General features: G+C 74.9%; 16 protein-coding genes and 1 pseudogene. 12 read left to right on the forward strand and 5 right to left on the reverse strand.

The annotated features are described in order from the left end of the window. The first annotated feature begins 17 nt into the window (after nt 1-17). Complete coding sequence (locus tag IE316_RS33160) at nt 18-875, forward strand: polysaccharide deacetylase family protein (RefSeq protein ID WP_190208265.1); 858 nt, start codon at nt 18-20, stop codon at nt 873-875. Here the strand turns inward: IE316_RS33160 and IE316_RS33165 are convergent. The 4 genes from IE316_RS33165 to IE316_RS33180 are packed head-to-tail and all read right to left on the reverse strand — an operon-like array spanning nt 823 to nt 5,633. Next, entirely contained in the window at nt 823-1,953 is a 1,131-nt protein-coding gene (locus IE316_RS33165; RefSeq protein ID WP_190208266.1) for an XdhC family protein, read from the reverse strand. The two genes, IE316_RS33160 and IE316_RS33165, sit on opposite strands and share 53 nt — an antisense overlap. Then, a complete protein-coding gene (locus IE316_RS33170) occupies nt 1,946-4,069 on the reverse strand; it encodes a xanthine dehydrogenase family protein molybdopterin-binding subunit (protein ID WP_190208267.1) in 2,124 nt (707 codons plus the stop codon). Before IE316_RS33170 ends, IE316_RS33165 begins: the two co-directional genes overlap by 8 nt. Next, a complete protein-coding gene (locus tag IE316_RS33175; RefSeq protein WP_190208268.1) occupies nt 4,066-5,058 on the reverse strand; it encodes an FAD binding domain-containing protein in 993 nt (330 codons plus the stop codon). Before IE316_RS33175 ends, IE316_RS33170 begins: the two co-directional genes overlap by 4 nt. Further along, on the reverse strand, nt 5,055-5,633 hold the full coding sequence (locus IE316_RS33180; RefSeq protein WP_190208269.1) for a (2Fe-2S)-binding protein: 579 nt from the start codon (nt 5,631-5,633) through the stop codon (nt 5,055-5,057). The genes IE316_RS33175 and IE316_RS33180 overlap by 4 nt, the downstream gene beginning before the upstream one ends. Nucleotides 5,634-5,859: 226 nt before the next feature. Here IE316_RS33180 and IE316_RS33185 point away from each other — a divergent pair, with 226 nt between their 5' ends. The 4 genes from IE316_RS33185 (at nt 5,860) to IE316_RS33200 (ending at nt 12,614) form a co-directional block, all read left to right on the forward strand. Beyond that, complete coding sequence (locus tag IE316_RS33185; protein ID WP_190208270.1) at nt 5,860-6,441, forward strand: TetR/AcrR family transcriptional regulator; 582 nt, start codon at nt 5,860-5,862, stop codon at nt 6,439-6,441. Nucleotides 6,442-6,717: 276 nt separating this feature from the next. Beyond that, entirely contained in the window at nt 6,718-8,121 is a 1,404-nt protein-coding gene (locus tag IE316_RS33190; protein WP_190208271.1) for a cytochrome P450, read from the forward strand. Nucleotides 8,122-8,168: 47 nt separating this feature from the next. Next, nucleotides 8,169-9,197 carry a (-)-alpha-amorphene synthase gene (locus IE316_RS33195; RefSeq protein WP_229910656.1) on the forward strand — a complete coding sequence of 343 codons (1,029 nt, stop codon included), beginning with the start codon at nt 8,169-8,171 and terminating at the stop codon, nt 9,195-9,197. Between the two features lie 510 nt (nt 9,198-9,707). After that, the gene (locus tag IE316_RS33200) at nt 9,708-12,614 is read left to right on the forward strand and encodes a helix-turn-helix transcriptional regulator (RefSeq protein WP_190208272.1); all 2,907 of its coding nucleotides are present in this window, start codon (nt 9,708-9,710) and stop codon (nt 12,612-12,614) included. A gap of 85 nt (nt 12,615-12,699) precedes the next feature. Here IE316_RS33200 and IE316_RS33205 read toward each other — a convergent pair whose 3' ends face one another. Then, complete coding sequence (locus tag IE316_RS33205) at nt 12,700-13,476, reverse strand: response regulator (RefSeq protein WP_190208273.1); 777 nt, start codon at nt 13,474-13,476, stop codon at nt 12,700-12,702. Between the two features lie 189 nt (nt 13,477-13,665). On the opposite strand from IE316_RS33205, the gene IE316_RS33210 reads away from it, so the two are divergent. The 7 genes and pseudogenes from IE316_RS33210 (at nt 13,666) to IE316_RS33235 (ending at nt 22,804) form a co-directional block, all read left to right on the forward strand. Continuing rightward, on the forward strand, nt 13,666-14,649 hold the full coding sequence (locus IE316_RS33210; protein ID WP_190208274.1) for a Bug family tripartite tricarboxylate transporter substrate binding protein: 984 nt from the start codon (nt 13,666-13,668) through the stop codon (nt 14,647-14,649). Then, nucleotides 14,646-15,173, forward strand: coding sequence for a tripartite tricarboxylate transporter TctB family protein (locus tag IE316_RS33215; protein WP_190208275.1), 528 nt, complete (start codon nt 14,646-14,648; stop codon nt 15,171-15,173). Before IE316_RS33210 ends, IE316_RS33215 begins: the two co-directional genes overlap by 4 nt. Nucleotide 15,174: 1 nt before the next feature. Then, on the forward strand, nt 15,175-16,659 hold the full coding sequence (locus tag IE316_RS33220) for a tripartite tricarboxylate transporter permease (protein WP_190208276.1): 1,485 nt from the start codon (nt 15,175-15,177) through the stop codon (nt 16,657-16,659). 226 nt (nt 16,660-16,885) lie between these two features. After that, nucleotides 16,886-18,574, forward strand: a complete 1,689-nt coding sequence (locus IE316_RS33225) for a phosphorylase family protein (protein WP_190208277.1) — start codon at nt 16,886-16,888, stop codon at nt 18,572-18,574. 894 nt (nt 18,575-19,468) lie between these two features. Beyond that, a pseudogene (locus tag IE316_RS36335) lies at nt 19,469-20,755 on the forward strand (AAA domain-containing protein); the annotation flags it as partial. 250 nt (nt 20,756-21,005) lie between these two features. Then, entirely contained in the window at nt 21,006-21,593 is a 588-nt protein-coding gene (locus IE316_RS36340) for a C-terminal helicase domain-containing protein (protein ID WP_351057197.1), read from the forward strand. Then, nucleotides 21,590-22,804, forward strand: coding sequence for a hypothetical protein (locus IE316_RS33235; protein ID WP_190208279.1), 1,215 nt, complete (start codon nt 21,590-21,592; stop codon nt 22,802-22,804). Before IE316_RS36340 ends, IE316_RS33235 begins: the two co-directional genes overlap by 4 nt. Nucleotides 22,805-22,855 lie beyond the last annotated feature (51 nt).

The following is a 22,855-nucleotide window of genomic DNA, read 5'->3' on the forward strand; positions in this document are numbered from 1 at the left end:
GCGGACGGGCGGTGCGAATGAGCAGACAGGCACCCGGCGGGCGCCCGCTCCGCGTACTGGCGCCGTGCGCCGTGGTGCTGGCCCCGTGCGCCGTGGCGCTCGCGCACATCGGGCCGGCCGCGACCTGGCTGCCGGGGGTGCGCCGCCGCTGGTGGCCCGGCCTGGCCGGACAGGGCCACCCCGGCCATGTCGCCCTCACCTTCGACGACGGCCCCGACCCGGTGTCGACGCCGCGCTTCCTCGACGTCCTGGACGACCTCGGCGTACGGGCGACCTTCTTCGTGCTGGGCGAGAACGTGTCGCGGTACCCGGCGGTGGCCCGCGAGACGGTCTCGCGGGGCCATGAACTCGCCGTGCACGGCTGGCGGCACGACCGGCCCTGGCTGCCGGCGCCGGGCCGGGACGCCCGCGAGCTGTACCGGGCCGCCCGCGTGGTGTACGACGTGACCGGTCACCGGCCGCGCTGGTACCGCCCGCCCTACGGCATCCTCACCTCCGGTCGCTGGGCCGCCGCACGCCGCTGCGGACTGCGGCCGGTGCTGTGGACGGCGTGGGGCAGGGACTGGACGGCGGACGCCACCCCCGCGTCCGTACGGGCCACCGTCGCCGCCGATCTGCGCGGGGGCGGCACGGTGCTGCTGCACGACACCGACCACGCCTCCGCCCCCGGCAGTTGGCGGTCCGCCCTGGGCGCCCTCCCGCACATCGTCGACGCCTGCCGCACCGCGGCCCTGACGGTGGGCCCGCTCACCGGACACGGCATACGCGGCGAACCGGCCGCCCACCGGGAGGGGCCGGAACCCCCGTACCCGATGAGGCCGGTCACGCCGCCGTCTCCGACAGGTCCCGGTGGATCGGGGTGGTCGCTCCCGTGAGCGGGACCCCCGTGCCCCCGCGGCGGAGGGCGATGATCTCCGCGGCGACGGACACCGCCGTCTCCTCCGGGGTACGGGCGCCCAGGTCGAGGCCGATCGGGGAGCGCAGCCGGGCCAGCTCGCGGTCGGTGAGGCCGGCCTCGCGGAGCTTGCGGAGACGGTCGGCGTGGGTGCGGCGCGAGCCCATCGCGCCGACGAACGCGACCGGCATCCGCAGGGCCTCGGTCAGCAGCGGTATGTCGAACTTGGCGTCGTGGGTGAGCACGCACAGCACGGTCCGCGGGTCGGTGGCGGTGCCCCGCAGATAGCGGTGCGGCCAGTCGACGACGACCTCGTCGGCCTCCGGGAACCGGGCCGGCGTGGCGAAGACGGGCCGCGCGTCGCACACGGTCACGTGGTAGCCGAGGAACTTGCCGGCCCGTACCAGCGCCGAGGCGAAGTCCACCGCGCCGAAGACGATCATCCGGGGCGGCGGCACGCTGGACTCGACGAGCAGGGTGAGGCCGCCGGGGCAGTGCGAACCGTCCTCGGACAGCTCGACCGTGCCGGTGCGGCCGGTGTCGAGCAGGGCCCTGGCCTGGTCCGCCGCCGTCCGGTCCAGCCCGGGGTGGCCGCCGAGGGTGCCCTCGGCCGGACCGTCGGACCGGACGAGCAGTGCCCGCCCGAGCAGGTCGGCGGGGCCCCGGACCACCCGGGCGAGGGCGGCGGCCCCGCCCCGGGCCGCGGCCGCCAGCGCCTGCCGGAACAGCTCCCGCTCGGCCGTGTCCGCGCGGACCGGCGTGACCAGCACGTCGATGACCCCGCCGCAGGTCAGGCCGACCGCGAAGGCGTCGTCGTCGCTGTACCCGAACCGCTCGCGGACCGCCTCGCCGTCCCGCAGGGCCTGGGCGCACAGCTCGTACACCGCGCCCTCCACGCAGCCGCCGGAGACCGAGCCGATCGCGGTGCCCCCGGCGTCGACGGCGAGGGCGGCGCCGGGGCCGCGCGGGGCGCTGCCGCCGACGGAGGTGACGGTGGCGACGGCGAAGTCCCGGCCCTCCTCGATCCAGCGGTGCAGCTCACCGGCGAGATCAAGCATGGCCGCCCGCCTCCAGGACGCGGTCGGGCCGGATCGGCAGGGTCCGGTGCCGTACGCCCGTGGCGTGCCAGACGGCGTTGGTGATCGCCGCCGCCGCGCCGACGATGCCGATCTCGCCGACGCCCTTGATGCCGACCGGGTCGTCCGGGTCGGGGTCGTCGACCCAGTCGGCCTCCACGCGGAGCACGTCGGCGTTGGTGGCGACGTGGTAGCCGGCGAGGTCGGCGCCGTAGAGGCCGCCGGTGTGGTCGCGGACCGCCTCCTCGTGCAGGGCCATGGAGATGCCCCAGATCATGCCGCCGACCAACTGGTTGCGCGCGGTGAGGGGGTTGACGATCCGGCCGGCGGCGAAGATGCCGAGCATCCGGCGCACCCGTATCTCGCCGGTGGTGGTGTCCACGGCGACCTCGGCGAACTGCGCCCCGAAGGAGTGCCGTTCCTTCTGCGCGAGGGAGGCCAGCGCCTCGGTGGTGTCGGACCGTACGGTGATGCCCTCGGGCGGGATGCCGGTGCCGAGGGCGAGCCGCTCGCGCAGTTCGGCGGCGGCGGCGCCCACCGCCCAGGCCCAGGAGCGGGTGCCCATGGAGCCGCCGGCGATCCCGGCCGGCCCGAAGTCGCTGTCGCCGATGTGCACCCGGACCCGGTCCGGCGTGGTCGCCAGGGCGTCGGCGGCGACCAGGGTGATGGCGGTACGGGCGCCGGTGCCGATGTCGGCGGCGGCGATCCGCACGGTGAAGGTGCCGTCCGGCTCGGCGGTCACCAGGGCCGTGGAGGGCAGGGCGCCGGCGCCGAAGGAGGCGGCGGCGGTGCCGGTGCCGAGCAGCCAGCGGCCCTCGCGGCGCACGCCGGGGCGGGGGTCGCGGTCGGCCCAGCCGAACCGGCGGGCGCCCTCGCGGAAGCAGGCGGCCAGGTTGCGGCTGCTGAAGGGCAGTCCGGAGACGGGCCCGGTCTCCGGCTCGTTGCGCAGGCGCAGGTCGATCGGGTCCAGGCCGCACTTCTCGGCGAGTTCGTCGAGGGCGGCCTCCAGGGCGAACGACCCGGGGGCCTCGCCCGGCGCGCGCATCCAGGTCGGGGAGGGCACGTCGAGGGGGACGACGTGGTTGGCGGTGCGGTGGGCGGCGGCGTCGTACATCACGCGGGCCACCCCGGCGCTCGGCTCGACGAACTGGTAGACGGTGGACGTCTGGTTGAGCGAGCGGTGCTCCAGGGCGCGCAGCCGGCCGTCGGCGTCGGCGCCGAGCCGCACCCGCTGCACGGTGGGGCTGCGGTAGCCGGCCAGCGAGAACATCTGACGGCGGGCCAGCACCACGCGCACCGGGCGTTGCAGCATGGTGGCGGCCATGACGGCGGAGACCTGGTGGACGCGGAGGCCCTTGCTGCCGAAGCCGCCGCCGATGTGCTCGGAGCGGACCCGGACCGCGGACTCGTCCAGCGAGAACATCTTGGCCAGTTCGCCCTGGACCCAGGTGGTGCCCTGGTTGGAGTCGACGAGTTCCAGCCGGCCGCCGTCCCAGTAGGCGGTGGCCGCGTGCGGCTCCATCATGCTGTGGTGCTCTTCGGGGGTGCGGTACTCGACGTCCACCACGTGCGCGGACGCGGCGAGTTCGGCCGCCAGGTCGCCCTTCTCGGTCACCGCGGGCATATGGCCGTCGGCGGGGCGGGCGTCGGGACGGTCGCCGTCCAGGGCGGTGTCGTGCGGCTCGGTGTCGTAGTGCACGACGAGCGCCTCGGCGGCCTCCCGGGCCTGTTCGGGCGTCTCGGCGACGACCAGGGCGACCGGCCAGCCGGCGTGCGGCACCCGGTCGTGCTGGAAGACGGCGGCGGTCGGGTCGGGGGCGCCGAGCATGCCGACGTAATCGGTCTCCACGCGCGGGGCGTTGCCGTGGTGCAGCACGGTGAGCACGCCGGGCATGTCCAGGACGGGCCCGGTCTCGATGGCGCGGATCCGGCCGCGGGTGACGCTGGAGAGCACCAGCCAGCCGTGGGCGAGGTCGGCGAAGGGGATGTCGCCGGCGTAGCGGGCGGCGCCGGTGACCTTGTCGCGGCCCTCGACGCGGGTGTGCGCGGTGCCGACGGCGCCTTTCCGGGTCGTACGGCCGGTGGTGGCGGTGGTCATCGGGCGGTCTCCTCGGCGAGTTCGGTCAGGACGGCCACGGCGAGGTTGCGCATGAGGGGCACCTTGTATCCGTTGTGGGGCAGGGGCCGGGCCGCGGCCAGCTCGGCGTCGGCGGCGGCGGCGAACGCCGCGGCGTCGGCCGGTGCCCCGGTCAGCGCCCGCTCCGCCGCGCGGGCCCGCCACGGCCGGGAGGCGACCGCGCCGAAGGCGAGGCGGGCCTCGTGGACGACGCCGTCGCGGACGTCGAGGGCGGCGGCGACCGAGCCGATCGCGAAGGCGTAGGAGGCGCGCTCGCGGACCTTGCGGTAGCGGGAGCGGGCGGCGACCGGGGCGGGCGGCAGGGTGACGCCGGTGATCAGCGCGCCCGGCGGCAGGGCGGTCTCCCGGTGCGGGGTGTCGCCCACCGGCAGGTAGAAGTCGCTCAGCGGCAACTCGCCCGGCCCGTCGGCGCTTTCGTAGGTGACGACGGCGTCGAAGGCGGTGAGGGCGACGCCCATGTCGGAGGGGTGCACGGCGACGCAGTGGTCGGAGGCGCCGAGGACGGCGTGGTTGTGGTGCTCGCCCTCGATCGCGGAGCAGCCGCTGCCGGGCTCGCGCTTGTTGCAGGGCCGGGTCACGTCGGTGAAGTAGCCGCAGCGGGTGCGCTGCAGCAGGTTGCCGCCGACGGTGGCCATGTTGCGCAACTGGCCGGAGGCGCCCGCGAGGACGGCCTGGGTGAGCGCCGGGTAGCGGCGCCGGACCTCGGGGTGGGCGGCGAGGTCGCTGTTGGTGACGGTGGCGCCGATGCGCAGCCCGCCGTCCGGGGTGGTCTCGACGCGGTCCAGGGGCAGTTCCCGGACGTCGACGAGGAGGGCGGGCCGCTCGACGCCGGTCTTCATCAGGTCGACGAGGTTGGTGCCGCCGCCGAGGTACCGGGCCTCGGGTTCGGCGGCGAGCAGCGCGACCGCGCCGGAGACGTCGTCGGCGCGGCGGTAGCCGAACTCCTTCATGCGGCGGCCTCCTCGGCGCCGTCGGCGGCACCGCCGGTGCGTTCGCCGGCGGCGCGGGCGACGGCCTCGACGATGGAGACGTAGGCGGCGCAGCGGCACAGGTTGCCGCTCATCCGCTCCCGGATCTCCTCGGGGGTCAGCTCGGGCGGTCCGGCCTCGGGCCGTACGTCGTCGGTGGCGGCGCTCGGCCAGCCCGCCGCGTGTTCTTCTATGACGGCGACGGCGGAGCAGATCTGGCCGGGGGTGCAGTAGCCGCACTGGTAGCCGTCGAGGTCGAGGAACGCCTGCTGCACCGGGTGGAGCCGGTCGCCGTCGGCCAGGCCCTCCACGGTGGTGATCTCCCGCCCGTCGGCCGCCACCGCGAGCTGCAGGCAGGACACCGCGCGGCGCCCGTCGATCAGGACCGTGCAGGCGCCGCACTGCCCCTGGTCGCAGCCCTTCTTGGTACCGGTCAGGTCGAGCCGCTCGCGCAGGGCGTCGAGCAGGGTGGTGCGGTGGTCGACGGTCAGCGGGTGCTTCTCGCCGTTGACCGTGAGGGTGATGGCACTGTGCGTCGACGGGGGCGCTGAAGCCATGGGCAGCCTTCTCTGTAGCCGTAGGGAGCTGGTCGTCAGCCGAGTCAGGAGGCGGAGGCGCTGTGCGTGGGGGGATCGGGTCGGGAGCGGGCGCGGGGTGCCGGGGGCGCGGTGTCCGCGGCTATGCTGGCCGCAACCGGACAATTGTCCGCTCACTGGAAAACGTAACGGACAGTTGTCCGCTTATCAAGGACGGGATTCGGCCACGAACCCGCGAGGAGGACGAGTGGGGCAGCCGGGGAAGGACGCGCCTCTGCGCTCGGACGCGCAGCGCAACCGCGAGCGGATCCTGGAAGTGGCGTTGGCCGAATTGACGCGCTGCGCCGACGCCCCGCTGAGCGCGATCGCCAAGAAGGCGGGCGTCGGGCAGGCGACCTTCTACCGCAACTTCCCCAGCCGTGAGGCCCTCGTCCTGGAGATCTACCGGCACGAGGTGCGGCAGGTCGCCGACAGCGCGCGGGAGTTGCTGGCCGAGTTGGAGCCGGAGCGGGCGCTGCGGGTGTGGATGGACCACGTGGCCCGGTTCGCCCTGACGAAGACGGGGCTGGCGGAGGCCATCCGGCAGGCCACCACCGGGCCGGGCCGGCCGGCCAAGCCGGGGCACACCCCGGTGACGGAGGCGATCGAGCTGCTGCTGCGGGCCAATGAGGAGGCCGGCACCATCCGTCCCGGTGTCAGCGCGGACGACTTCTACCTGGCCATCGCGGGCCTGTGGCAGATCGACCCGGACACCGACTGGCAGTCGCGTGTGACCCGGCTGCTGGACCTGGTGATGGACGGCCTGCGGGCGGGCGCACCCGGCAAGTGAGTCCGGGGCGGGTGAGTCCGGGGCGCTCGGCCCTCTCTCACCTGGCGCGTACCCGGGGTCGTCCGGGGCGCTCGGGCTCGCTGCCCGGCGCGCTCCCCCGTCGCCGCACGGCATCGATGTGACGCGTGCGCCGCTGCGTGCCCCCGTACGCCCCCGTGCGGCGGGAGAACCCGCAGGGCCCGGCGAGTTGGAGTGGACAGGAGGAGAACTCAGCAGCGGACCGGAGAGCGCTCACCGGCTCCGTCCGCGCGCCGCCACGACAGATGAGGTCCCACCATGCATGAAGCCTTACCCGCACCGGACCGCGTCCGGACGCCCGGCTCCGCTCCAGGCGGGGTCCCCTTCTTCGGGCACGCTATCGCACTGCTGTCGCGCCCGCTGGACTTTCTCCCATCCCTGCCCGCGCACGGGGATGTGGTGCGGATACGACTGGGTCCGCGCCGCGCCTGGGTGGTCTGCGACCCGGGGCTGGTCCACCGGATGCTCGTGGACACCCGCACCTTCGACAAGGGCGGCCCGCTCTACGACCGGCTGCGGGAGCTGATGGGCGACGGCCTGGTGACCTGCGGCCACGCGGACCACCGGCGCCGCCGCGAGCTGGTCCGCCCGGCGTTCACCCCCGCGCGGGTGGCGGGCTGCACCGCGCTGATGGGCGAGGAGGCCCTGTCGGTGTGCCGGGACTGGCGGCCGGGCGAGCGCGTCGACGTCACCGCGGCCGCGCTGTCCCTGACCACGGGGGTCATCGCCAGACTGCTGTTCTCCGGTTCGCTGGACGCCGCGCGGGCCGCGACCCTCCGGTCCTGCCTGGCCGTGGTGGTCCGGGGCCTGCTGGTCCGTACGGTCGTGCCGGTCGACGCGCTGTTCCGCCTGCCCACGCCCGGCAACCGCCGCTATCTGCGGGCGGTGCGCCGGCTGCGTGCCCTCGTGGACGAGTTGGTCGCCGAGCGCCGGCGCGGCACCCCCCGCGACGATCTGCTGGGCACCCTGCTGGCGGCCGAGGACGGCGCGGACGGACGGGCCCTGACCGGGCGGGAGGTCCGCGACCAGCTCATCACCCTGCTGCTCGCCGGAGTGGAGAGCACCGCGATGTGCCTGGCCTCGGTGTTCGCGCTGCTGGCGGACCATCCCGAGGTGGAGCGCCGACTGCACGAGGAGGTCGACGCGGTCCTCGCCGACCGGACCGCGCCGGAGCCCGGGCACCTGGCGCGTCTGGACTACACCCGTCGCGTGGTCACCGAGACCCTGCGGCTGCGCCCGCCGGGCTGGCTGTTCACCCGGCTCACCACCCGGGACACGGAGCTGGGCGGATACCGGCTGCCCCGGGGCGCGACCGTGCTCTACAGCCCTTACCTGCTGCACCACCAGGCCACGTCGTTCCCGGACCCCGAGCGGTTCCGTCCCGAGCGGTGGGCGCCGGGGCGGACGGCGGGACGGGCGGCGGGCGGTGACGCCCTGTTGCCGTTCGCCGCGGGCAGCCGCAAGTGTGTCGCCGACACGTTCGCCATGGCGGAGGCCACCGTCGCGGTGGCGGTCGTCGCCCGGCACTGGCGGCTCCGCTCGCCGTCCGGGCCGATCGGCCGGCCGCGCCCGGCGGTCACCCTGGGACCCCGGTCACTGGTGCTGGTCCCGGAGCCACGGACCCGGGTCCCCGTCGGGGCGCGGCCCTCCCCCGCCCTGTGACGCCCCCCCCCGCAGACCGGACCAGCGAACGGCAGGTGAGCGCAGCGATGACCACATGGACGATGAAGACGGACCCGTCGGACCGGGCCGCCCCGGCCGCCCCGCCCGAGGGCGCGGCGGGCAGCAGTCTCCAGGAACTGATCGAGGCAACCCTGCACATCCCCTACCCCTTCCGGTCCCATCCGCACGAGGACCGGGCGGCGGCCGGGGTCGACGCCTGGTTGAGGCGCTGGCGCCTGACCGACGACCCCGCGGTCGCGGACATGATCGAGCGCACCCGGCCCGCGCGGCTCGCCGCGTACAACGGGCCGGCGTGGGACACCGAGGTCCTCCAGCTCATGGCCGATCAGATCGCCTACCAGTTCGTCTTCGACGACCGGGCGGAGGAACTCGGCGCGCAGGGGCCGGACCGGCTGCTGCCCATGGTCTGCGAGAGCGTCGGCATCCTCCGCGACGACCAGCCGCCGAGCACCCCGCTCGGCGCGGCCCTGGCGGACCTGTACCGGCGCGTCCAGCGGCGGTGCACACCCGCCCAGGCGGCGCGCTGGGCGTGGCACAGCCGGGAGTACGTGCACGGGCTGCTGTACGAGGCGGCCGTCCAGAGCCGGGCGGTGCCGCCGGGGATCGGGATGTGCGCCTCGATCCGGGCGCTGATCGCCGGGGTCGAGCCGTTCTACCCGCTGTGCGAGGCGGCGCAGTCCCGGGAGCTGGCCCCGGAGGAGCTGCACCACCCGGCGGTGCGGCGGCTGGCCCGGCTGTCGGCCGACGCGGCGGTGTGGATACCGGACCTCTTCTCCGCGGTGAAGGAGCACCGCGCGGGCGGCGTGATCAACATCGCCCTCGCCTACCAGCGGGCCCACGGCTGCTCCCTGGCCCGCGCGGTCACGCTGGCCGCGCAGCGGATCAACGCCACCGTCGACGAGTTCGAGCGGCTGTACCGCTCGGTCGAACCGGAGCTGAGCCCGGCCGCCGTCGGCTACGTGGACGGCATGGCGGGCTGGATACGCGGTTGCTACTACTGGTCCCGGACCGTCCCCCGGTACGCGGACACCGGGGTGACGCCCGGACACCCGTGACGAGCGCCTGCCCCCCGTGACGGGCGCCCGCCCCCCCCCGTGACGTGCGCGCGCCCCCCATGACGGGCGCGCGCGACTCACGCGACGGCTGCACGAGGGCACGTCGCACCAGGGCACGTCGCACCAGGGCACGTCGCACCAGAACGGCCGGATCACAAGGGCGGCCAGGTCGCACCGGGACAGCCGGGCCGCACAAGGACAGCCGGGTCGCACAGGAACGGCAGGGTCGCACAGGGACGGCCGGATCGTGCAAGCACGGCCGGGTCGTGCGCGGCTCGTGCGACGGGTGAGCCGGGGCACGTCGCGCAGGGGCGGCCGGGGCACGCGCGCGGCACGCGCGGCGGACGGCTGAACCGAGCCACGTTACCCAGCAGAAGGGGACCGCACCCCAGAACGCCGGTGATTCACCCGTACTCGTCGTCCGCGTCTCAGGATCCGGGCTGGCGGGTGCGGGCGGGCGTACGCTCGGCGCTGTCCTAGGGCGACCGTCGACAGGAAGCAGCGCGGCAGATGGCGACTGGACTGCGGCAACCCCACACCGAGAGCCGGCCGTTGCTCGAACGCGGCGACGAACTGCGGGCGATCGACGCCGCGTTGGACCGACTGTGCGCGCCGGACGACGGAGTGCCGCGGGGCCGGCGGGGCGGAGTGCTCGCCTTCACCGGGTCCGGCGGGCTGGGCAAAACGACACTGCTGGCCCGGGCCCGCGTCCGCGCCGCCGCCCGGGGCTGCGCGGTGCTGTCCGGCCGGGGCGGGGAGAACGAGCAGGAGCTGCCGTTCCGTGTGGTCCGCCAGTTGCTGCAGCCCTCCCTCGCCGCGCTGGACGGACCCGCGCGCCGCTCCTTCCTGGGCAGTTGGTACGACATCCTCGCCACCGCCCTCGGCCTGGAGGCGTCCGGCACCACCCCGGCCCCGGACCCGGCCGGTGTGCGGGACGGCCTGGACTGGGTCATGACCCAGTTGGTCATGCGCCGGGCCCCGGTCGTCGTCCTGCTGGACGACCTGCACTGGGCCGACGCCGAGTCGCTGGGCTGGCTCGCCTCCTTCGCGCCCCGCACCGAGACCCTGCCGCTGCTGATCGTCGCCGCCTACCGGCCCGAGGCACAGGCGTCGGGCGCGGAGGCGTTCCACGCGCTCGTCGACGGCCAGGCGGAGCGCCCGCACGAGCTGGCCCCGCTCACCGAGGCCGCCGTCGCCCGGATCGTACGGGACCAGGTGGGCGAGGACGCCGAGGACCGGTTCTGCGCCGAGTGCTGGGCGGTCACCGGCGGCAGCCCGTTCGAGACGGTGGAGCTGGCCCTGCGGCTCGGCCAGGCCGGGCTGCGCGGCACCGGCGAGGAGCTGGCGGCGATGCGGGACATCGCCTCCGCGGTGAAGGGACCGGGACTGCTCCGGCGGCTGCGCCGGCTCGGCAGCACCACGGTCCGTTTCGCGTGGGCCGCCGCCGTGCTGGGCACGCCCGCCCCGCCGGAGCTGGCCGCGGCCGTCGCCGTGATCGGCAGCGAGGACGCCGCCGCGGCCACCGAGCGGCTGCGCGCGGCCCGGATCCTCGCGGCCGACCACGGCGGACGGGGCCTGGAGTTCGTCCACCCGCTGATCACCACGGCGGTCTACCGGGACATCCCGGCCGGACTGCGCACCGGCCTGCACAACGCGGCGGCCGAGATCGTCGGCGCCGCCGGGCTCGGCGCGACCGCCGCCGCCCGGCATCTGCTGGAGGTGCCCCGCGAGGGCCGGGCCGGCGCGGTGGCCTGTCTGCGCGAGGCCGGCCGGGAGTATCTGCGGGCCGGGGCGCCCGAGGCGGCCCGGCGCGTCCTGGTCCGGGCGCTCCAGGAGCCGCCCCCGCCGCGGGAGCGGGCCGCGATCCTGCACGAGCTGGCCATGTCCACCTTCCTCATCGACCCCGCCGCGACCGTCCAGCATCTGCGGGAGGCGCTGGCCGAACCGGACGTCGACCCGGACCTGCGCGCCTCGATCGTCTTCCGGCTGGCCCAGGCGCTGGCCCACACCGACCAGGTGGCGGAGGCCGCGGCGGTCGCCGAGGAGGGGGTGCGGCGGGCCGCCAACCCCCGGGTGCGGCTGCGGATGCAGGCCGACCACTTCGTGTGGAGCGCCTTCCGCACCGACGAGCCCGACCCGCGCGCCCGCTCCCGCAGACTGGCGAAACTGGCCGCCAAGCTGCCCGGCCGCGGCCTGGAGGAGCGGTACATCCTGGGCTTGCGCGCCTGGGACGCCATGGTGCGCGGCGAACCCCGGGACACCGCCTTCGGCCTCGCCGAGGAGGCGCTGCGCGGCGGGCTGAGCTGGACCGACGAGAACCGGGGCTTCGAGGTGCCGGTCTCGGTCGCCATGCTGTTCATGTACGCGGACCAGCCGGGGCGGTCGGAGGAACTGTTCTCCCAGGGCATCGCCGAGTGCGAGCGCAAGGGCTGGCGCGGTTCCCATCTGGCGCTGGGGCGGGCCCTGTTCGGTTACATCCGCTACCGGCGGGGCTGTCTGACCGATGCGGAGCACATGGTCCGCGAGGGGCTGCGGATCGCGGACCGGGTGGACGGGGCGCTGCCCGCGCAGTGGTTCGCCGTCGGCATCCTCGCCCAGACCCTGCTGGCCCGGGGCCGGACCGCCGATGCCCGCCGGCTGGTCGACCAGTACCACTACAGCGAGGTCGTGCCGAACGCCATCATCTACCCCGATCCGCGCACGGTCCACGCCGAACTGCTGCTGGCCGAGGGGCGGCCCGAGGCGGCGGTCCGGCCGCTGACCGAGGTCGGCGCTCTGCTGGAGGAGCGCGCCTGGCACAACCCCGCCTGGTGCCCCTGGCGGATCCGGCTGGCGTCCGCGGTGGCGCCCGCCGACCGCGACCGGGCGGTCCGGCTGGCCCGGGAGTCGGTCGCGCTGGCCCGGGACTTCGGCGCGATCTCCGTGGTCGGGCAGGCGCTGCGCGTCGAGGCGGAGGTGACCGGCGGTCCGGCCGCCCTCGACCTGTACGCGGAGGCCGTCGAGGCCCTGGAGCAGTCACCGGCGGCGTACGAACTGGCCCGGGCGCTGGTCGGGCACGGCGCCGCGCTGTCCCGCAGCGGGCGGCTCCAGGAGGCCGCCGACCGGCTCTACCAGGGGCTGGAGCACGCGGTGCACTGCGGGGCGGAGAGGCTGGCGGCGCGGGCCAGGGCCGAGCTGTCCGCGGCCGGGCTGCGCCCGCTGCCGCTGCGGTACGGGCAGTCGGACACGCTCACCGCGCGGGAGCGCACCGCCGCCGAGCTGACCGCCCAGGGCGATCCGGTGCCGGTGGTCGCGAAGGAACTCCGGCTGACCGAGCAGGGGGTACGGCAGGCGCTCTCCTCGGTCTACCGCAAGCTCGGCACCGACCGTGCGGGACTGCCCAGGGCCCTCCGCGACGCCCCACCGGAGCACGGGTGACCTGCCCATGTGCCGTACGTACGTTCCCTAGACGTACGTACGACTCCCGGCCTCCGTACCTACGGCTCCCCGCGCGAACCCCCCGTCACGCACCCGCCTCCCCGCCCGAGGTGACGCCCGCCGGGTCGGCGGCGCGGTGCCGGTAGCGGCGTTCCGGGCGGCCCGCGACGCCGTAGCGCAGGGAGACCTCGGCGGTGCCGGTGGTGTGGAAGTACTCCAGGTAGCGCCGGGCGCTGACCCGGGAGACGCCGGTCAGGGCGGCGCACTCGCTCGCGGACAGGGTGCCGTCGGCGCCGCGCAGGGCGGCCTCGATCAGCTCGGCGGTCTCCGCGCTCATGCCCTTGGGCAGCGCGGGCGGCGCGGGCACCGCCGCCCGGGCCAGCACCCGGTCCACGTCGGCCTGTCCGCGCACCACCGTGTCCCGCAGCCGGCCGCGCTGGACCGCGTACCGCTCCAGCCGGACCCGCAGGTCCGCGAAGTCGAAGGGCTTCAGCAGGTAGTCGACGACCCCGTGCCGTACGGCGCCGCGCACCGCGTCGGCCTCGCGCGCCGCGCTGATCACCATGACGTCGCAGTCGTGCCCGGCGGTGCGCAGTCGGGGGATGAGGTCCAGGCCGAACAGGTCCGGCAGGTACAGGTCGAGCAGGACCAGGTCGGGGCGGAGTTCGCCGGCGGCGGCGAGGGCCTGCCCGGCGCTGCCCGCGACGCCGACCACGCGGAACGGCGGGACCCGCTGGACGTAGGCGCGGTGGATCCGGGCCACCATGAAGTCGTCGTCGACCACGAGTACGCCGATCGTCCCGGAGGCACCGGACGTGCCGGATGGACCGGGTGTGCCGGGTGTGCCGGGTGTACCGCTCATCGTGCTGCTCCTTCCCCTGGGTCTCACCGCCGTGACGTTCGTAGACGAGCCCGGGGAGCGCCAGAGCGGTGCGCGGACCCGACCGCAATGACCACAACCTCCGTTGCCGACGCAAGGGGGACAGACCGCCGCGGCGCGGGCACCATGTGGGCCACATCACGCCCGACTCGACGACAGGTGGTGGCATCCGTGCGTCTGCGCACCCCCCTCGCCCTGCTGGGGGCCGCCGTGCTCGTGCTGGTGGGACCGCCGCTGCTGGACACCGGCGGCGGCACCGGCACCGGCACCCAGATCCCGGGCCTGCGCCTCATGGTCCCCAACACCCCCGGCGGCGGCTACGACATCACCGCCCGTACGGCGGCCAAGGACGCCGAGGACGCCGGGCTCACCCACAGCATCGAGGTGTTCAACCTGCCCGGCGCCGGCGGCACCGTCGGTCTGAGCCGGCTGGTCGGCGAGCACGGCAACGGCAGGCTGGCGATGTCGATGGGCCTCGGTGTGGTGGGCGCCGTCCGCTCCAACCACGCGCCCCGGACGCTCGCCGACACCACGCCGATCGCCCGGCTCACCGAGGAGCAGGATGTCGTGGTGGTCGCCAAGGACTCCCCGTACCGGACGATCGGGGACCTGGTCGGGGCCTGGCGGAAGGACCCGGGCGGGCTGCCGGTGGGCGGCGGGTCGTCGCCCGGCGGGCCCGACCACCTCGCGCCGATGCTGATGGCGCGGGCGGCGGGCATCGCGCCGAAGCGGGTCAACTACGTGCCGTTCGACGGCGGCGGCGAGCTGCTGGCCTCGATCCTGGGCAACAAGGTCGCCTTCGGGGTCTCCGGGGTCGGCGAGTACCTGGACCAGATCAGGGCGGGCGAGCTGCGGCTGCTCGCGGTCACCGGCCCGCAGCGGGTCGCGGGGCTGGACGCGCCGACGCTGAAGGAGTCCGGGTACGACGTGGAGTTCACCAACTGGCGCGGGATCGTCGCCCCGCCCGGCCTGTCCGACACCGAGCGGGACAAGCTGGTCCGGCTGGTGGAGGAGTTGCACGACTCGCCCGAGTGGCAGAAGTCGCTGGAGCGGAACGGCTGGGACGACGCCTTCCTCACCGGGGAGCGGTTCGGCGCGTTCCTGGACGCCCAGGACCAGCGTGTGGTGTCGGTGCTGAAGGAGCTGGGGCTGTGAGTCTCCGTACGCAAGAGCCCTCCGCCGGGCGGCGGTCGTGGCTGCGCGACCACTCCGAACTCGGCGTGTGCGGGCTGCTGCTGGCGCTCGGGGTGCTGGTCCTGACCGACGCGCTCACCATGGACGTGGATCTCACCCAGCGCGGTCCGGTCGGCCCGCGGACCGTGCCGCTCGCGGTGGGCGGCGGGCTGCTGGTGATCGCCGTACTGCTCGCCGTGGACGTGCTGCGCGGCGGCCGGGGCCGGGCCGAGGGCGGTGAGGACGTGGACCTGACCGAACCCGCCGACTGGCGGACCGTGACGCTGCTCGCCGGGATCTTCCTCGGCGCGGCCGTCCTGATCGAGCCGGCCGGTTTCCCGGTCGCGGGCGCGCTGCTGTTCTGGGGCGCCGCGTTCGCGCTGGGCAGCCGCCGCTTGGACCGCGATCCGCTGATCGCCGCGGTGCTGTCCCTGGTCACCTACGGCGTCTTCGACCAGTTGCTCGGGGTCCCGCTGCCCGGCGGCCCGCTGATGGGAGTGCTGTGACATGAACGCCCTCGACTCCCTGCTGCACGGCTTCGGTACCGCCCTGACCCCGCTGAACCTGCTGTGGGCCGCCCTCGGTGTGCTGCTCGGCACGGCGATCGGCGTGCTGCCCGGCATCGGCCCGGCGATGGCCGTCGCGCTGCTGCTGCCGGTGACGTACGGGCTGGACCCGGTGGCCGCGTTCATCATGTTCGCGGGCATCTACTACGGCGCGATGTTCGGCGGTTCGACGACCTCCATCCTGCTGAACACGCCCGGCGAGAGCGCGGCCGTGGTCGCGGCGATGGAGGGCAACCCGATGGCCAAGGCGGGCCGGGGCGCGCAGGCGCTGGCCGCCGCCGCCATCGGCCACTTCGCGGGCGGCCTGATCGGCACGATCCTGCTGGTGGCGCTCGCGCCGGCCGTCGCCGACCTGGCGGTGGACATCGGCGCGCCGGACTACTTCGCGCTGATGGTGCTGGCGTTCATCGCCGTGACCTCCGTGCTGGGCTCCTCCCGGGTCCGTGGCCTGGCCTCCCTGCTGATCGGGCTGGCCATCGGCCTGGTGGGCCTGGACCAGATGACCGGCCAGCAGCGGCTGACCTTCGGTTTCCTCCAGCTCGCCGACGGCGTCGACGTGGTGATCGTGGCCGTCGGTCTGTTCGCGATCGGCGAGGCGCTGTGGGTGGCGGCCCACCTGCGGCGCGGGGCGGCCGAGCCGATCCCGGTGGGCCGCCCCTGGCTCGGCCGCGAGGACGTCCGCCGCACCTGGAAGGCGTGGCTGCGCGGCCCGTTCATCGGCTTCCCGTTCGGCGCGATCCCGGCGGGCGGCGCGGAGATCCCGACCTTCCTGTCGTACGTCATGGAGAAGCGGCTGTCGAAGCATCCGCGGGAGTGGGGCAAGGGCGCCATCGAGGGCGTCGCCGGGCCGGAGTCGGCGGCGTCCGCGTCGGCGGCGGGGACACTGGTGTCGATGCTGACCCTGGGGCTGCCGACGACGGCGGTCGCGGCGGTCATGCTGGCCGCGTTCCAGCAGTACGGCATCCAGCCCGGCCCGCTGCTGTTCGAGAGGGAACCGGACCTGGTGTGGGGCCTGATCGCCTCCCTCTTCGTCGGCATGGTGCTGCTGCTGGCGCTGAACCTGCCGCTGGCCCCGCTGTGGGCGAGGCTGCTGCGCATCCCCCGCCCGTACCTGTACGCGGGCATCCTGTTCTTCGCGGCGGTCGGCGCGTACGCCGTCGGCGGCGAGGTGGTCGACCTGGTGATCCTGCTGGTAATCGGCCTGGTCGGGTTCGGGATGCGGCGCTACGGGCTGCCGGTGCTGCCCGCCGTGATCGGCGTCATCCTCGGCCCCGCCGCCGAACAGCAGTTGCGCCGTGCCCTGCAGATCAGCGACGGCAGCGTCACGGGCCTGGTCGACACGCCGTTCTCGATCACGGTGTACGCGGTGATCGCCCTGCTCCTGACCTGGCCGCTGCTCGGGCGACTGGTGCGGAGGAACCGCTGAGGACGGCCTCGACGAGGCCGGTGACGCGGGCGGTGCCCCGGCGGGGCCTCCCGGACCGCCGGTGACCGCGTCCGCTCGGTGGGCGCCGGGCTAGGATGGTCCATCCTTCCGCTCCGTTCCGTGCCGTCGAGCCGGAGCCGGAGCACCGGCAGGAGTCGAGGGTCGGATCGCGCGACCCGGCTACGTGGGGGGTCCGTTGGGGCGAGCGAGAGGACGGCGGCCCACCGTGGTGGTGCTGACCGCGCTGGGGGTCGAGTACGAGGCGGTGCACCGTCATCTGACGGGGGTCGGGGAGGTCGAGCTGCCGCAGGGCACCCTGCTGGACGTCGGCCGGATACCCGGCCTCGGCTGGGAAGTGGCCCTGGCCGAGACGGGCCCCACCAACACCCGGGCGGCGCTGGTCGCACAGTCCGCGATCGAGCACTTCGACGCCGATGCCGTGTTCTTCGTCGGTGTCGCCGGCGCGCTCAAGGACGGCATCGGTCTCGGTGACGTCGTCGTCGCCAGCAAGGTGTACGGCTATCACGGGGGCCGCGAGAGCACCGACGGGTTCCAGGCCCGGCCCGATGTCTGGGAACCGCCGCACGCCCTGGGGCAGCTCGTGCTCTCCGCCCGCCGCAAGGACCCGTGGGCGTTCCTCGGCCCGGAGGCCCGCCCCGCCGCACTCCCGCGGGTGCACTTCGAACCGATCGCCTCGGGCGACGTGCTGGTCGGCGCCCGGAACTCCGGCACGGTCCGCCGCATCCGCAGCCACTACAACGACGCCGCGGCCGTCGACATGGAGAGCCACGGCGTCGCTCACGCGGCGAGGATGCGCCCCGGGGTGCGGATACTATCGATCCGCGGCATCAGCGACCACGCCGGCCCCGGCAAGGCCGCGTCCGACGCCGCGGGTTCGCAGGAAAGGGCGGCGCGGCACGCCGCGGCCTTCGCGCTGCGGGTACTGCGCGACCTGCGCCCTTCCGAGCGGCCGGCGCGCCCGCGGACCAGCGGCCCCGCGGTCGTCCTGGTGTCCGGACCCGGCCGCGACCCGGCGGCCGAAACCTGGGAGACCCGGCCCGTCGTGCGGGTCGCAGAGCGGGAGTACCTGCTGTACCAGGGTCCCGGAGACCTCCTCCAGGAGTGGCGGGACGGTGACGTGGTCCGGCGGCAGGCGGTGGCCCGTGCGGCCGACCACGGCTCCCGGGGCGCGTACGTCTGGCTGCGCCAGGTCGAGTGGTTACGGCCCGCCGCCGGACCGAGCCGCCCCGGCCCGCTCGCCGCCCTCGACCAGGAGGCCAGGCTGTGCCGGACGCTCCGCGGCCCCGGCGTCGTACAGCTCGTCCGTGACGGGAACACCGCCACGCTCGCCCTGGCCTGGCCCGCCGACCGCCGGCTCGGCTCCCCCGCGAAGACCCTGCACGAGCTGCTGCCGGAGCCGCCCGCGCCGGCGGACCCCCTGCGGCTTTGGTCGGTCGTGAAGGGGATCGCCCAAGTGGCCGCGTTCCTCGAACGGTTGGCCGAGGAGAACCTCTCGCACCGGGCGCTGCGGCCGACCGCCCTCGTCATGGACCAGCCGCGGACGGTGCTGCGCGACCTCGGACTCGCCGCCGTACCGCCGCGGCCCGGTGAGTACGCCGGTCCCTGCCAGGCGCCCGAGCAACGGTACGGTTCCGCCGACCGTCCCGGTCCCGCCACCGACGTCTACCAACTGGGCGCGTTGCTGCACCACGCGCTGACCGGCCGGGAACCCGCTCCCGGCGCCTTCGGACTGCCGCCCTCCGCCTTCCCGGCCTCCGCACCGGCCGGCCTGGTCCGCCTGGTCACCGGTGCCCTGCGGCAGCGACCGGGCGAGCGCCCGCGGATGCGTACCCTCCGCCTCGCCCTGCTGTCCGCCGCCCGCGAGCTGGCCGCCGTCCCGCCGTCCCCGCGCTGAGGAGCGCCGATGTCCGCCGCCACCGTCGTTCTGCGTGCTCCGCTGGTGCTCGTCCCGGGACTGAAACTGGACGAACAGCTCCGTTCCAAGTCCCGGTCCAGCGCCGGGCTCCCGACCGAGGTCCCGGGAATCGTCGACGACCTGAATCAGCTCCCGGACGGCGTCGCCGCCAGCCTCGACCTGGGCCACAGCCGGCACAGACCGTCCCTGCTGGTGCACACGCGCGCGTACCGGCTGCGGCTGGAGGCGACGAACCGGGGCACCGGCTACTTCATCAAGCACATCGACCCGCTGCGTCTCGCCGACCACGCGCGTCTCGCCCGATCCTGTCTGCTGGTGCGCCCGCCCTCCTGGCGGATGGTGTTCGAACTGCGGGCGGTGCCCGACGGCTCGGACGCCCAGTGGGAGACCCTCGCGGAGGCATGGCAGCGCCTCGGCCGGACCCGGGCGCCGCAACCGGACGCCGCCGCCGTCAGCGACGCCCAGGCGCAGTGGCTCGGCACGGTGGACCGGCTGATCGACATGACCGAGGAGCACTCCGTCCGGGAGGAGCGCGAGACCGCCCCCTTTCCCTACCAGCGGGTGCGGAGCACCGGTGGCAGGCGCAACAGCACCACCCCGCAGTCGATGTACGAGTTCCGGCTGCTCGGCCCGGCCCTGCCGCCGGCCGGCGCCTTCGTGCGGGTCCAGGGGGACCTGGAGACCCGGGGCCGGGTGCACCGCGCCGCGGAAGGCTCCGTCACCGTCCGCTTCGACCAGCCCGTGTCCTGGGACCGGCTGCCGGAGCGCGGAGCGCTGGAACTCGTCCCGAGCACCGTGGTGTTCAGCAAGCAGCGGCAGGCCGTGGCGAGCCTGCGGACCGGAGACACCGAGAACCCGCACCTGCTGCGGGCCATGGTCGACCACCGGGTACGCGGCATTCCGCCGACCGGCGCGCGGCCCCGTGAGCGTCTCGACCCGGAGCAGACGGACGCCTTCCGCAAGGCGTTGACCACCGAGGACCTGCTGGTGGTGCTCGGCCCGCCCGGCACGGGCAAGACCCGGACCATCACCGAGATCGCCCACACCGCCGCGACCACCACCGGTACCGGCGGCGGCAGGGTGCTCGTGACCTCCCACACCAACCGGGCGGTGGACAATGTGCTCGCCCGGCTGCCGAGGGACCTCGTGGTGATCCGCGTCGGGGACGACAGCAAGGTCCACGCCGATGTGAAACCGCTGCTGCTGGAGGAGCAGTCGGAGAACCTGTCGGAGGGCATCCGGCACACCATGGCCCACCGGCTACGGGCTTACCGCGAGGCGGAGGCCGCCGCGCTCTGGACGGCGGAGCTCTCCTCGCGGCTCGACCAGGTCGACGGCTCCGCCCGGGACGTACGGGACACGGCCGCGCGCCTGCACCACGCGGTCCAGGCCGCCACCGCACCGGCCCGCGCACGACGGGAAGCGCTCCGGCACCAGGACGACGAGCGCGAATCGGCCCGAAGCGCGCTGGCCGACCGGGCCGCACGGCTGCAGGAGAAGGTGCGGTCCCTGCGGCAGCGCTCCGACCGACCGCTGACCGGCTGGCTGCACCGCGCCCGGGCCCGCCGCGCCGACGAAGAGCTCACCGGCCTGCGGCCCGAGATCCAGCGGCTGGAGGTGCTCGGCCGGGAACTGCGCCGGCAGATCGAGGCGGAGACGGCCGAGGCCGACCGCGCGGCACGCGAGGACCCCGCCGTCGCCTCGGCCCGGGCCGCCCATCAGGCCGCGGAGCACCTGCTGGGCAAGAACCTCCAGTCCGCCTACGAGGCCGCCGGTGTGGCCGTCCAGGCGCTGAGCACGGTCGTACCGGACGTCTCCGCGCCCGCCCCGCCACGCGATCCGGCCGAGGCGGCCGCCGCACTGCACACCCTGCGTGCCCAGTTGGAGGCGTGGCTGCCCATCGTCTCGGCGCGTCACGCACTCACCCAGGAGTGGCGGACCGCCGTGGGCGAGGACCCGGGCCAACTGGTGCCCGAACTCGTCCGGTACGCCCACGTCGTCGGCGCCACCTGCATCGGAGCCGCGTCCCGCCCGGAGCTGTCGGGCGTCCCGTTCGACCTGGGGATCATCGACGAGGCCGGTCAGATCGGCGTCGCGGACGCGCTGGTGCCCCTGACCCGGGTCCGCCGGGGCGTCCTGGTCGGCGACGACCGGCAACTGCCGCCCTTCCTGGACACCGCGGTCGCCGACCGGGCCCGGGAGACCGGCGACCCCGGCCTGCTGAGACTGACCTCGCAGAGCGCCCTGGAGCAGTTGCGTGCCGGACTGCCCGCCTCGCACGTCGTCCAACTGACCCGGCAGCGCCGTATGCCGGCGGAGATCGCCGACTTCGTCTCGGTCAGCTTCTACCGGGGGGGAACTGCTCACCGAGAAGGACCACCGGCACACCGACCCCTTGTTCACCAGCCCGATGGCCTTCGTCGACACCTCGGTCCTGCCCGCCCGCACCCGTCGCGAGTCGCGGGGACGGGACACCGAGGGCCGGGGCCGCAAGGGGCCCTTCAACACCTGCGAGGCACGTCTGCTCGCCCGGCTCGCCGCCTTCTACCACCAGCGGGGTTCCGAGTGGGTGGTGATCGTCCCCTATCTCGCGCAGCGCACGGAGGTCGTCCGCCACCTCACCGCGCTGATCGGCGACTCCGAACTCGCGAACGCCTCCGTCGGCAGCGTCGACTCCTACCAGGGCGGGGAGCGCGATGTCGTCCTCTACGGCTTCACCCGCAGCAACCCCGAAGGACGCGTCGGATTCCTCAGGGAACTGCGCCGCGTCAATGTCGCCGTCACCCGCGCCAAGACCCAGTTGGTGCTGGTGGGCGACCTGAGCACCCTGCTCAACGCGGACGACCCCGGCTTCCGCACCCTCGCCGAGGAGCTGCACCGGCACCTGCTCGACCGCGGTGATCTGCGGGACGTCCACGCCATCACGCGTGCGCTCGACCACACCGCCCCGGACCCGGACCACGTGGTCCCCCGAACCCCGCGGAGCGGCCGGCCATGAAGACCGACACCCGTCTCATGCCCTTCCCCCCGGAACGCGTCCTGGAGGACGCCGCCTTCGGTCAGGGCATGGTGCCCACCCGGCTGCACGCCCTGCTGCTCCCGGTGTGGCAGGTGGAGATCCGCGCCGACATCACCGAAGGCGAGGACTTCTCCCTCATCGACCGGTTCCTGGAGCGCGGCCTGCGCCACGGCGCCCTGCACACCGTCGACGAACTCGCGGCGTTCTTCGCCCTGGACCGTGCCCTGGTCGCGCAGGCCGTCCGCTTCCTGACCGCGATCGGCCATGTGCGGGAGTCCGGGGGCCGGCTCTCCCTGACGCCGCTGGGGCAGCGCTCGGTGGACGACGACATCCGCTATGTGATCACCCACCAGGACCGCCGCAAGCTGTACTTCGAGGCCCTGAGCAGCACCCCGCTCCACCGGGACCACTACGACGAAGAGGTCGTGACCCTGCTCTCCGCCGACGCCCTGGACCGCGTACTGCGCGGCGGCGGCTATCCGCGCTTCACACCGATCCTCTCGGCCTCCGGCTTCGACCGCTCGGCCCTGGACCGGCTCACGCGGCGCAAGGACCGCGCCAGGTTCAACGTGCCCGTCGCGCTGGACGCGCTGGAGAGCCTCGGTGAGGAACGGGTCTTCCTGCCGGTCTACCTGGTACGCGGCCGGGACCGGGTGCTGGTCTACGGCCAGGCCAGAGCGGGGACCGCCCACGATCCGGAGCTGAGCGAGGTCTGCGCCCGGGCTCCGGAACTGATCAACGCCCTGGACAACGAGGAGACCGGCGAGGACGGCGACGAACGCGTCCTGCGGGCCGCCCGGAAGTGGCTCCGCGACCGGGACCTGCACACCGTCGCCCCGGAGCGGGACGACGACGGCACCTGGTCGGTCTCGCTGCCTCCCGCCGCCTTCGGCGAGAACGGGCTCCGCGAGTCCCGCATCGGCACCTACCAGGTGACGGGCACCCGCTTCTTCCGTGTGTGGTGCCGGGCGGAGACGCCCCGCAAGCACGCCCTGCTGGACCGCCTCAACCAGCGCCTGGGCGCCCGGCGCCAGGTCACCCGCCGGGAAGCGGAAGAACTCGTCGCCCGGCTGGCCCGCCAACTGCGCCTGGAGCCCCCCGGACTCTCCCGCCTGCGCGTCGGCGCCGGGAAGGCCGGTCTCACCGGCCTGGAAGCCCAGCTCTCCCAACTGGAGAACGAACCGGAGTGAGGCACACCCGGATCGCCCGTCCCGGTGCCGACGCACTCACGAGCGGCCCCG

The organism is Streptomyces fumanus, from assembly GCF_014655295.1.
In the GTDB taxonomy this organism is placed as follows: Bacteria; Actinomycetota; Actinomycetes; order Streptomycetales; family Streptomycetaceae; genus Streptomyces; species Streptomyces fumanus.